Here is a 13329-nt window from a genome sequence, read left to right as displayed (position 1 = left end):
ACCAGTATTTTATTATCCCCATTTCCCTATCGGCGCTTTCTTCCGGTTCCGGCCACCAGTTTCATTTCCTTAGCTGCACTTCCTTTCTGTTTCAGCTACCGGCGCTTTATTTAGACATTATTACCCTCCTTTTGGAGATTCGTACCATTCATATAAACACCACTATTGTAGATTCGCGTGTTGCTTTTCGTTTTAGCGCCACCTATTGATCCACCGTTCTGACGTTATGAATAATTGTCTATTTAACACTAAATAATTACTTATGAAACTTGAATATCCCCCGGGTTACCACGTCCCGGCAATCATTTTCAGCTCCATCAATTAAAGTGTAGCATCCGACCGCAACTGTAGAGGTCCGGCCTTTTATCGTATCTCATTGTTCCCGCCGGGTATTCCGGTATGATAGCCTGAACCGGCTGTCATAGCCCTTCATTGCCCTAACATTAAATATTTTTTGTTCCATGTTAAAAATGATTCTTTCGCGAAAGTCATGCAAATGGCTTGGTATGGCAGCAGTAATGCTGTCGGTTACGCTTACCTCTTCTTCACTACTGGCCCAGGATACACGGGTGGTGCAGGGCGTGGTACAGGATGAAAAAAAGACGCCCATACCCGGTACCACCGTAGTGGTAAAAGAAACCCGGATCAGCACCAGCACGGGTAATGACGGCCGGTTCTTTATCCGTGTTCCTGCAGGTAAACAGGTGCTTGTTTTCACCTACATAGGAAAAGTGCCGCAGGAAGTGAATATCCGTGACCAATCGAATATTGCGGTTACGCTGAAAGACAATGTGGTTGGTTTGGAGGATGTAGTAATAGTGGGTTATGGACGCCAGAAAAGAGAAAGCGTGGTAGCCGCAGTTTCACAAACCAATGGTAAAACCCTGGAACGGGCCGGCGGCGTATCAAATATCGGCGCTGCATTAACCGGGAACGTACCGGGTCTTATCACGGCTCAAAGCACCGGTTTGCCCGGTGAAGAAGATCCTCAACTGATCATCCGCGGCCTTAGTACCTGGAATAACAGCAGTCCTTTAATATTGGTAGATGGGGTAGAACGGCCAATGTCCAGCGTGGATATAGGCTCTGTAGAAACCGTCACCGTTTTGAAAGATGCGTCGGCAACCGCCGTATTTGGCTCACGCGGTGCCAATGGCGTTATCCTTATCACCACTAAAAGGGGAAAACTGGGTAAAGCATCTATCCGGGCTACGGTGAATAATGTGGTGAAAGCGCCTTCCAAATTGCCGGGAAAAGCGGATTCGTACGACGCATTGCGGACCGTTAATGAGGCTATAGAGTATGAACTGGCGCTAAAACCGGAAGGATGGAACAATTATTATCCACAGGCCATTTTGAACAAATACCGCTTTCCGGCCAGCCTGGAGGAAGCGGAACGTTATCCGAATGTAGACTGGGCCAAAACCTTATTTAAGGATTACGCCACGTCACAAAACGCCAACCTGAATATCAGTGGCGGTACCCGTTTCGTAAAATATTTCACCAGCGCGGATTTCCTGCATGAAGGTGATCTTTTTAAGATCTATGACAACAGTCGTGGTTACAAACCCGGTTTTGGCTTTACCAGATTAAATGCCCGCTCTAACCTCGATTTTCAATTAACACCCTCTACACTCTTTAAGGTAAACCTTTCAGGATCCTATGGCGTGCGGAAAAGCCCCTGGGGATTTTCGGGTAACCAGTACGGCTCCTGGATAGATGCTTATACCACAGCGCCCGATGTATTTCTGCCGGTATACGCAGATGGTTCCTGGGGTTACTATGCACCCAATGAAGGCCGCGCGGAAAACTCGGCCAGGAGCCTCGCAGTAGGTGGTATTCAATACCAGACGACCACGCGTATCACTACCGACTTTTCGGTAGAACAGAACCTGGATATGCTTGTTGACGGACTGAAGTTCAGCGGTACCATTTCAATGGACAATACTTTCATTGAAAGCGACAGGGGAGTGAATGACCTTTACCACGATGTACAACGCAAATGGATAGACCCCGCCACGGGAAATGTATTTTATAAAAGCGCTTTCGACGGGGTAACCAATTTCGATTTCCAGGAAGGCATCAAGTGGTCGCCCGCAGCCGGCGCCGTTACCGATAACCAGCGGAGGCTGTTCTACCAGTTGCAGCTGAATTACGCAAAAACCATTGCGGAGCAACACCAGGTAACAGCCATGGGACTCATGAACCGCAACATTACCGCCAGTGGCAGTATGATACCCTCGTACCGGGAAGATTGGGTATTCCGCGCTACCTATACTTATAAGAATAAATATACCATTGAATACAATGGCGCATATAACGGTTCGGAAAAATTTGCGCCTGATTACCGGTTTGCTTTCTTCTCTTCCGGTGGTGTGAACTGGATTGCATCGAATGAGCGTTTCATGGAAAATATAAAATTCCTGGACCTGTTGAAGTTCCGCGCCTCGTACGGGCAAACGGGTTTCGACAATGTAGCCGGCCGCTTTCTGTATCTCACAGAGTGGGGATATGGCGGACAGGCGCGGTTAGGAACCACCGGTGAAGCCGCCGAGCAAAGCCCGTTCAACTGGTATCGTGAATCCACTGTGGGAAACCCGAATGTGCAATGGGAACAGGCGGAGAAAATTAATGCGGGCGCCGATTTTGAATTATTCAAAGGATTCATAAAAGGTAAGGTGGACTTTTTTGAAGATAAGCGTTCCAAAATATTGCTTGCCAACAGGGCGTCCGTTCCTTCCTATTACGGCACCACGCCTCCGGTGGCTAATCTTGGCAGGGTAACATCACGCGGGTATGAACTGGAGCTGCATTTCAGCTACCCGTTCTCAAAAAAACTCCGGCTCTGGTCTGATCTGAACATGACCCATACGAAGAATAAGATCATCGAAGCAGATAATCCCCAATTGTTGCCGGCTTACCAGAAGTCGGAAGGAATGCAGATAGGCCAGGCGTATTCTTACGTGAGCCAGGGCTACTACAATACATGGGACGAGCTTTATGGCAGCACCATTCACAATACCAACGACAACCAGAAGCTGCCAGGCAACTATTATATCGTTGATTATAACGGCGACGGCGTGATCGATGCAAGGGATAACATTCCTTACGGGCACAGCGGATGGCCTACCAATACTTACAATGCCACGTTTGGGATAGACTGGAAAGGGCTGAGTGCTTTTGTACAATTCTACGGGGTGAATAACGTAACCCGGCAGGTGGTATTCAACACTCTTGGTTCCCAGGGACACACCGTTTATGATGAAGGCAGCTACTGGTCGAAGAACAATACCAATGCCGATGTGCCAATGCCACGGTGGTTATCGACCCCCGCAGGTTATTACAGGGGTACGCAATATATGTACGATGGTTCCTACCTGCGGTTAAAGAACGCTGAAATTGCTTACACGCTTGATAAAGGATTTGTAAAGCGGGCCGGTCTTGAATCGCTGAGAGTATATCTCAACGGTAATAACCTGGCAGCCTGGAGCAAGATGCCGGACGACCGTGAATCAAATTTTGCAGGTACCGGCTGGGCATCCCAGGGTGCTTATCCTACCGTGAAGCGTTACAACCTCGGCGCCAATTTTACTTTCTAAACAGGTATTTTATGAATAAATATACAAAGCTATTACTTGCCACTGCGGGTGTGATGATGACCCTGGGCCTTGCATCCTGTAAGAAGTTCCTGGATAAGGAACCACAATCTATCGTATCGGCCGACAATGCATTCAGTAATTTTATCAGCTTCCAGGGATTTACTGAAGAATTATATCATTGCATACCTGATTTTACCAATGCCTACTGGACTAATTCCTGGAACTGGGGAGAAGATGAGATACAGTCCACCGCCCGTGATTTTCATTTTATAATAAAGATCGATAACGGCGATTTCTGGGGCTGGCAGTCGGAGTTTGATGGTTGGCAGGCAGGCTGGATGGACCGGAACAACACCAATACCAACGACGACCGTTTTACAAAATCGATGTGGAAACTTGGATGGTATGGTATCCGTAAAGCCAATATGGGCCTGGAGAATATTGATAAGCTAACCAACGCCACGCAAGAAGAGAAAGACCTGATCAAAGGGCAGCTGTTGTTTTTCAGGGGATGGTTCCACTTTATGTTCATCCAGTATTTTGGCGGGCTGCCTTACATTGATAAAGTATTGCCGGGCGATCAGAAACTCACCCTACCCCGCCTTAAATACAATGAATGTGCAGATAAAGCTGCGGCTGATTTCAGGGAGGCGGCCAACCTGTTGCCGGTGAACTGGGACAATACCACAGCAGGTAAAAGAACGCTGGGAAAAAACCAGTTGCGCATCAATAAAATTATGGCACTGGGCTACCTTGGCAAAAACTATTTGTGGGCTGGCAGCCCGTTGATGAACTACGTATCAACCGGCAACAAAACCTATCACCAGGAGTATTGCAAAAAAGCCGCAGAAGCATTGGGTGAGCTGCTGCAATTGTGTGAATCGGGGGATGCGCCTTACAGCCTGGTGGAATTTTCAAAGTACTATACCAACTTTTATAGTACCGGCCAGAACTGGTTAATGCCCGGCAGCACCGAAGCTATTTTCCGCAGTCCCTATTATGGCGCGCACGGATCTACTTATGGCACCGCCAAGCAATATGGCCCGGCTTCACTAACAGAAGAAGCCATCACTTTTGTGCCTACCGCTAATTATGTAGATTATTATGGTATGGCCAATGGTCTGCCCATCAGGGATATCACGCAGGCGGACCCGGAATCAGGATATGATCCGGCTTATCCCTGGAGGGGCAGGGATCCGCGTTTCTACAACGATATCGTTTTTGATGGGGTGAAATGTATACAGGGCGCAACCACCGATGAAAGAAACCGCTATGCCAACCTGTATACCGGGGGAACATACCGCGACATCAGCAGCGGCAGCCGCTCCGGTTATCTTCTCTATAAATTTATTCCGATAACCGCCAACCGGTTTGATAATGGCTGGACCTATGACAAGGCGCTGAATATCCATCTCCCTTATATGCGCCTGGCAGATGTGTATTTAATGTATGCAGAAGCTGCCGCCCAGGGCTATGGCGTTGCCACCGGCAAATCGAACAACTATAGCAAAACGGCCTTAGATGCCATTAATGTGATCCGCGACCGGGCCGGCGCAGGACATGTGGCTGCCCGCTTCACTACCTCCCTCGATGGTTTCATGAGCGAAGTACGGCGCGAAAGGGCCGTGGAGCTTTCCTTTGAAGGCCATCGTTTCAACGACCTGAGAAGATGGATGTTGCTGATACAAAGTCCGTATACGTTGAAAAAATCCGTGGAGTTTGACCGGTCCCCATCTTTCAGTACTACAGACCCGAAGAACAACCGGGTACTCAATTTACGCGAGGCCGTTATCCTGGAACGCAGGTATTCAGAAAAACACTACTGGCTGCCATTGAAAAATTCAGATGCCAATATGTACCTGGAATTTTCGCAAAACCCGGGTTGGTAACAACGTACAGGCTTTATAGGTATCGTTTACTGTAAATCTCAAAAATTCATGAACCAGATAAAAGCATTAATAGCGGCTGTAGCGCTGATGGGCCTGGCGCCGGTTTCACAGGCACAGGATACCACGGCAAAAACCGTTATCCCTGAAAACAATAAGGTGCAGGTGGCCTTCCGGAAGCTGGATAAAAAAGACTTGCCGGGAGACATTTCGGTAGTAGATGTGGCATCGCAAATGAACCTCAACTATATGACCTACAGCCTTGAAAATATGGATGGCTGGATAAACGGGTTTAATGGAAACAGCATGTGGGGCATGGGCAGTTACCTGCTCATCATCGATGGAGTACCCCGCGAGGCAGGTAACGTATTGCCCACGGAAATAGAACAGATCTCTTTTCTCAAAGGAGTGAATGCAGTGGCGCTTTATGGCAGCCGGGCCGCAAAAGGAGTGGTTTATATTACCACCAAAAGAGGTAAACCAGGCAACCAGCGCATTAATATAAGGGCCAATGCCGGTACCAATGTTCCCAAAGCATATCCTCACTACCTCGGATCGGCGGAGTATATGACGCTTTACAATGAAGCGCGCCGCAACGACGGGCTGGCTGAATTGTATAGTCCTGAAACCATTTACCAGTATGCCTCCGGTAAAAATCCATTCAGGTATCCCAATGTGGATTATTACTCCGGAGACTATCTCAAAAACTCCTTTGGCCGCTATGATGTAACAGCGGAAATATCCGGGGGAAACGATAAGGCACGTTATTACACCAATATTGGTTACCAGACCTCCGGATCGCTGCTCAACTTCGGCGAGGCGGTGAACAACGGCACGTCCGATCGTTTTAATTTGCGCGGCAATGTGGATGTTAATCTCAATCAATATATTTCCTGTAATGTAGATGCTACTGCCATTTTTTATACAGGAAAAGGAGTAAATACCAACTATTGGGAAAGCGCGGCTACCTTACGCCCGCATCGTTTTGCGCCGCTCATTCCGCTGGATATGATTGAAGCAACCGATGAAGCGTCTGGTGTATTTGTGAAGAACAGTAATCATATTATTGATGGGAAATATTTGCTGGGCGGAACGCAGCTTGATCAAACAAATCCTTTTGCTGCTATTTATGCCGGGGGAAATAACAAGTATATCAGCAGGCAGTTCCAGTTCAATACAGGCGTGAATGCAGACCTGCGGAATGTACTGAAAGGTCTTTCTTTCCGGTCTACGTTTGCGGTTGATTACAACACTTCCTATAACCTGGCCTTCAATAACGCCTACGCCGTGTATGCGCCCACCTGGAATAATTATTCCGGGGCAGACCTGATCAGTAGTCTTACGCAATACGGCCAGGACGCTACTTCCGGCGTACAGAATGTAAGTAACAGCTGGTATCGCCAAACCATTGCCGCTACGGGTCAGTTCAATTATGTCAATTCCATTAACAACAGGCATCATCTTTCTGCCGTGTTACTGGTGAACGGGTTCCAGCAATCCGAATCGGCCGTGTATCATCGTACCAGCAATGCCAATTTAGGTTTACAGCTGGGCTACAATCTTGATCATACCTACTACATCGATTTCAGCGGCGCCGTGGTACACAGCGCGAAACTGCCGGAAGGGAACCGGACAGCATTCTCACCAACGGTGTCGCTGGGCTGGCGGCTCAGTAACGAGCCTTTTATGCGTGGTGTACGCGGAGTGGATGACCTGCGTTTAACTGCCGGCGCAGGCGTACTGCATACCGACCTGGATATTGCATCCTACTACCTGTACCAGGGAGTTTATACCACACTGGGTAGCTGGTTTGGCTGGAAAGATGGTACCGGTGTACAGGCCACAGAATCCAGGCGGGGCGCTAATCCTGGTATGCGGTTCCCCAAAAGGGAAGAGATCAGTATAGGTTTGGAGGGATCTTTCTTCCACGAACTGGTAAAACTGAATGGTAATTTTTTTGTGAACAGGATCACGGGTAACATCATCCAGCCCAATGTGTTGTTTCCTTCCTGGTTCACAACAGGCTGGCCGGTATCTTCCTTTATTCCCTATATAAATTATAATGACGACAAACGGGTGGGCGTTGATTTCAACCTCAGTTTGAACAAAAAGTTATCGGCCATTAATTATTCCATCGGGTTGGTGGGTACCTGGTATAAAACCACGGCTACCAAACGCGCGGAGGTGTATGAAGATAATTACCAGTACAGGCAGGGTAAGCCATTGGATGCGATATGGGGACTGCAGCACCAGGGATTTTTCCGCGATGCAGATGATATCAAAAATTCACCCGCCCAAACTTTCGGCCAGGTAAAACCAGGTGATATTAAGTATAAAGATCAGAATGGAGATGGCATTATTGATTCCCGCGATGAAGTATACCTGGGCCGTGGGGGCTGGTTTGGCTCACCTCTTACGCTGGGAGTAAACGTAAGCCTCCGGTGGAAGAACCTCTCTTTCTTTGCGCTGGCCCAGGGCCGGTTCGGTTCCTATGGAATGAAGAATAGCTCCTGGTTTTGGGTAGATGGGGAAGACAAATATTCGGAAGTGGTAAGGGACCGCTGGACGCCCGAAACGGCGCAGTCGGCGAAGTACCCGCGTTTAACCACCTTCAACAGCGACAACAACTTCCGCAATTCGGATTTCTGGTTGTACAAGGCCAATCGTATCGACCTGGCTAAAGTGCAGATCTCTTATGATATGAGCGGCCTGATTGGCAATAAAAAAATTGTGCAGGAGATGGGCGTATATGTGAGCGGCTTCAATTTGCTCACGGTTGCTGCTGAACGTAAACTGATGGAGATGAATATTGGCAGTGCGCCACAAACCCGCTTATATAACCTTGGTGTAAAAGCAATGTTCTGATTCCTGTTTTTCATCCAATCAAGTTTTCACTTTATGAAAAGAAATATCATTATTTTCCTGGCATCTATTTTATTGCTTACCGGCTGTAAAGACCTGCTGACGCCGGAAATAGAGAATAACCAGGAGCTGGGGAATTATACAGCCAATAATGCAGGGCTGCCGTTTGGCGTGTTGCTGAATGGTTATAACCGCATCCCAACAAATTCATGGTCGTTTAATGATGTGGCAACAGACGATGCCGTTACCAATGACCAGAACAATTCGTTCCTGAAAATCGCCAACGGGCAATGGACAGCAAACAATAACCCGCTTAACCAGTGGACCAATGCATATGCCGCTATCCAGTATCTCAATATTACGCTGCGGGATGTGGACACCGTGAAATGGGCGGCAGACCCGGTGGTGAGCAAATTGTTCGCCATGCGGATAAAGGGAGAAGCCTGCGGCCTGCGTGCCCTTTTCTATTATCACCTGCTGCAGGCTCATGCCGGCATGTCGGAAAGCTCCACTATACTCGGTGTGCCGCTTAACCTTGAAGTACAGGGAACCAATTCCGGTTTCAACAATCCAAGAAGCAATTTTGATGCTTGTATGAAACAGATCTACAGCGACCTGGCGCAGGCCGACCAGTTGCTGCCAACGGACTATGAGAATATTGCCAACGCCTCGCTTATTCCTCCAAAGTATGGCACTGTTACCAAGGAGCAGTACGACCGCGCCTTTGGTTCTGCTTTCCGCGGATTCCTCACCGGCCGTATTGCAAAAGCCATCCGCTCAAAGGCGGCATTGCTGGCGGCAAGCCCGGCTTTCAGCAGCGGCAGCACCACCACCTGGGCAGACGCTGCCAACTATGCGGGGGAAGTAATTGCCCTGAAAGGCGGCATAAGCGCTTTATCGGCCAATGGACTTACCTGGTATTCAAACGCTTCAGAAATTGCCGGGCTGGCCGATGGAGCCAATCCTGCTGAAATACTCTGGAGAAATAATTATGGCGATAACCGCGACCTGGAACAGGCCAATTTTCCACCCAGTTTGTTTGGTAACGGCCGTATTAATCCTACACAAAATCTCGTTGATGCCTTCCCGATGGCCAACGGTCTTCCTATTACCGATGCCGCCAGCGGATACGATGCTGCCAATCCTTATGCAGGCCGGGATCCCCGGTTGCGTATGTTCATTTTAGTGAATGGCGGTACAGCAGGGCCAAATAATTCACTGATCAATACGGCGGCAGACGGGCTTACCAACGATGCACTGAACAAAGTGGAAACTTCTACACGTACCGGCTACTACCTGCGCAAGCTGTTGCGCCAGGATGTAAATCTTAATCCTAACGCTGCAAACAATCAACGGCATTATAAACCGCATATCCGGTATACCGAAATTTTTCTCAATTACGCAGAAGCTGCGAATGAAGCCTGGGGACCAACAGGGGCCGGCGCTTACAGTTTCTCCGCGTATGATGTTATTAAAGCTATCCGCACAAGAGCCGGTGTAGGCACTGCCAACGGCGATCCTTTCCTGGAAGAAAGCAGAGGCAGCAAGGAACAAATGAGGGCGCTGATCAGGAATGAACGGAGAATTGAGCTGTGCTTTGAAGGCTTCCGCTTCTGGGATCTCCGCCGCTGGAATGCTAATCTTAGCGAAACCGCCAAAGGCGTGAGCATACGGAATAATAACTATTCCGTTGTAAACGTGGAAAGCCGGCAGTTCCAGCCGTTCATGATCTATGGCCCCATTCCTTACGGCGAAATACTAAAGTTCGGATCCCTGGAACAGAATAAAGGCTGGCGCTAACAGGATACGCTTTATGACGAAATAATTTTCCCTGATTTTTGAAATTAATGAAGATGAAAAAGTTTTTAATACCCATCATGCTGCTCCTTGTATTGGCAGCATGCAACAAAGAGGTAACCTTCCCGGATTATGAATACCAGACGGTGTATTTCGCGTACCAGTATCCCGTGCGTACCATTACTTTCGGTGAAGATGTGTTCAGCACAGAGTTGGATAACCAGCGCAAATGTAAGATCATGGCCACCACGGGAGGCGTTTATTACACTAAAAAGGACCTGCATATCGGGATCAGGGTAGATAATTCCCTGCTGGGGAATGGGTTGCTGTTTGGCGCAGGGAAAGAGGAGATACAGCCGATGCCCGCTAATTATTACTCACTTGCCGCCAATGAGATCGTGATCCCGGAAGGCACGCTTGCAGGAGGAGTGGAAGTACAGCTTACGGATGCTTTCTTCAATGATCCCAAAGCGATCAGGAATACTTATGTGATCCCGCTGCGTATGACGGATAAATCAGGTGCAGACTCCATATTGAGCGGAAAAGACTTTATCCTTTATGCCGTGAAATACGTGAACACCTGGCATGGGAACTATTTGCGCAGGGGAAAAGATATAGTGTCGGGAAATGTAAACCAGACGATTGTAAGGCATAAAGAATATGTGGAGTCCGACGAGGTCAATAAATTAAACACCCGCTCGGTGAAGGAACTGGAATTTCCCGTAGTGTATAAAGATAAGGATGGCGTTAATGTTTATTGTACGTTGCTGCTTACATTCGACGACCAGGACAAATGCAGCATTTCCGCTGGCAGCGGCGGTTTTACGGCTACCGGAAATGGCCGCTTTGTAAAAAGGGGAGAAAAGAACAGCTGGGGCAGCAAGGACCGCGATGCGCTTTATCTCGATTACCAGGTAACGGTGGCTGGTATGCAGGTATCTACATCAGACACGCTGGTATTAAGAGACAGGGCGGTAACTATGGAAACTTTTACGCCGGTAAGTAAATAATCATTAAAGTAATTTTTATGAATCAACTTTATAAAATAGCCATCAGTTTTATCGGGTTTGTTATTATTACTTCCTGCAATAAATACAAGGCGCTTGATTTTAATGTAGATAAACCCGGAAGTATTGCGGCGCAGGAAGACATAGATGCTTACCCAGCACTGAAAAGTTATATTAACCGGGTTACCAACCCCGGGTTTAAATGGGGGGTGGCGCTGGGATTACAGGAGTATCTCGATAAAGGAGTCATGTACCGGCTAGCCAACCGGAATTTCGATGAAATTGTGCTGGGCTACGAAATGAAACATGGCGCCATCGTGAAAGCCGATGGCAGTTTAGACCTGGCGAAAGTAAGCTCATTGCTTCAAACGGCGGGTGAATCAGGAATGCAGGTATACGGTCATACCCTCATGTGGCATGCCAACCAAAATGCCGCTTACCTGAAGGGGCTGCTCAGTCCTTTGCTGGTAACATCTCCCGCTTACCCCAATGACCTGAACCTTGCAGGGTTGAAAGATAAAAGCTTTACCGGCTGGAGCTTACCGCATCCCGGAGCCGGTATTTCCATAGCAGATGGCGAGGGCATGGGAGCCGGGAACAATGCCATTAAACTGGTGGCTAATGGAAGCTCGTCTGCCGCTGCCGACCTGCAATTAGTGACGCCGGGCGTGGCTGTCAATAAAACGCATAAGTATGAAGTAGTGATGTATATCAGATCTGATGCGGCCGGGGAAGGAAGGATCTCTTTTGAAGGATTGAATAACAATACGCCTTCGGCAGACTGGACCAAATCAGGAACGCCTTCTCCCACCTTTACCACCGGGATTTCGTGGAAGGAGATCCGCTTTACCACGGATGATTTTTCCGGTGATCATATCAGGCTGCATTTTGACCTGGGATACAAAGCCGGGGTGACGTATTATATCGACATCAACAACTTATACGTATACGATACCCAGGGTACGCCCGTGATCAGCAATCTTGTAAGCAATGGTGATTTTGAATCCGGGAGCGGCTGGGGAGGCTGGGGCGGTAGCTCCGTCCGCGGTATTACAGCCGATGGCATGGGCGTTGGCAACAAAGGCAAGGCATTTTACGTAACCAATCCCGCAAAGGCCGCCAACTACTGGGATGTGCAAACCAGTTATAGCTTTGCAGCTCCATTGGATAACGGGGAAACCTATGAGTTGAGTTTCTGGGTGAAAGGAACTGCTGCCGGAATCATCCGCCCGGAACTCCAAAGCGCCGACTATTCCTCCAACGGATATGGACAGGTAGCGGTTAGCACCGAATGGAAACAGGTAACCATAGCCACCACCGCAACTGCAGCCGACAGGACACGGTTGATTTTCAGTTACGGTGAATTTGCCGGCACCGTTTATATCGATGATGTGGTGTTAAAAAATACAAAAGCCACCGGTGGCGCCACTACCATCGTGGAGAAAACAGCCGCAGAAAAAAAATACCTCCTCACAGCAGCGCTTGATAAATGGATGAGTGGCATAGTAGGCGTGGGAAAGTCAACGGTAAAGGCCTGGGACGTGGTAAATGAGCCTATGGATGATGGTAATCCTTATGAGTTGAAAACAGCGGCAGGCAGACCCAATATAGCGGCGGATGAGTTTTTCTGGCAGGATTACCTGGGCAAGGATTATGCAGTAACCGCATTTAAAATGTCCAGTCAATACGGTAACGCCAGCGATATTCATTTTATCAACGACTACAATCTTGAATACAGTCTCGATAAATGCCGTGGCCTGATCGCCTATGTGAATTACATAGAAAGCAAAGGCGCCAAAGTGGATGGTATTGGTACGCAAATGCATATCAGCACCAGTACCAGTATGGAGAATATTGCAGAGATGTTTAAATTGCTGGCAGCTACGGGAAAACTGATCAAAGTGTCTGAACTGGATATAGGTGTGGGCGTAAAAACACCAGAGGCGGGTGCGGAGCATTACAAAGCGCAGGCCGATATGTACAAGTATGTAATCGATAAATATTTTGAGCTCATTCCTGCAAAACAGCGTTACGGTATCACGATCTGGAGCCCTTTAGACAGCCGGGCAAATTCTTCCTGGCGGGCGGGTGAGCCAATCGGGCTTTGGACAGAAGCGTATGTGAGAAAGCTGAGTTACGCAGCCACTGCGCAGGCGCTGGAAGCCAATGCAAAATAAC

Annotated in this window: 7 protein-coding genes; all 7 read left to right on the top strand. The window is 48.4% G+C overall.

From position 1 onward, the window contains the following. On the top strand, positions 1-209 hold a 209-nt coding region (locus VN105_RS18675), incomplete at its 5' end, for a hypothetical protein (protein WP_325643046.1). Positions 210-506: 297 nt separating this feature from the next. Then, positions 507-3599, top strand: coding sequence for a TonB-dependent receptor (locus VN105_RS18670; RefSeq protein WP_325643045.1), 3093 nt, complete (start codon positions 507-509; stop codon positions 3597-3599). A gap of 11 nt (positions 3600-3610) precedes the next feature. After that, positions 3611-5488: a RagB/SusD family nutrient uptake outer membrane protein gene (locus tag VN105_RS18665; protein WP_325643044.1), complete on the top strand. Its 1878-nt coding sequence runs from the start codon at positions 3611-3613 to the stop codon at positions 5486-5488. A gap of 48 nt (positions 5489-5536) precedes the next feature. Beyond that, complete coding sequence (locus VN105_RS18660) at positions 5537-8350, top strand: SusC/RagA family TonB-linked outer membrane protein (RefSeq protein WP_325643043.1); 2814 nt, start codon at positions 5537-5539, stop codon at positions 8348-8350. A 33-nt stretch (positions 8351-8383) separates the two neighbouring features. Continuing rightward, positions 8384-10147 (top strand): RagB/SusD family nutrient uptake outer membrane protein, encoded by a 1764-nt coding sequence (locus tag VN105_RS18655; RefSeq protein ID WP_325643042.1) that lies wholly within the window; start codon positions 8384-8386, stop codon positions 10145-10147. Positions 10148-10200: 53 nt separating this feature from the next. Continuing rightward, complete coding sequence (locus tag VN105_RS18650; RefSeq protein WP_325643041.1) at positions 10201-11154, top strand: DUF5627 domain-containing protein; 954 nt, start codon at positions 10201-10203, stop codon at positions 11152-11154. Between the two features lie 17 nt (positions 11155-11171). Further along, the gene (locus VN105_RS18645) at positions 11172-13328 is read left to right on the top strand and encodes an endo-1,4-beta-xylanase (protein WP_325643040.1); all 2157 of its coding nucleotides are present in this window, start codon (positions 11172-11174) and stop codon (positions 13326-13328) included. Position 13329 lies beyond the last annotated feature (1 nt).

It is taken from the genome of Chitinophaga sp., from assembly GCF_035564935.1.
Classification (GTDB): Bacteria; Bacteroidota; Bacteroidia; order Chitinophagales; family Chitinophagaceae; genus Chitinophaga.
The sequence above is the reverse complement of the archived record's forward strand: the minus strand, read 5'-3'. Positions and strand labels throughout refer to the sequence as shown.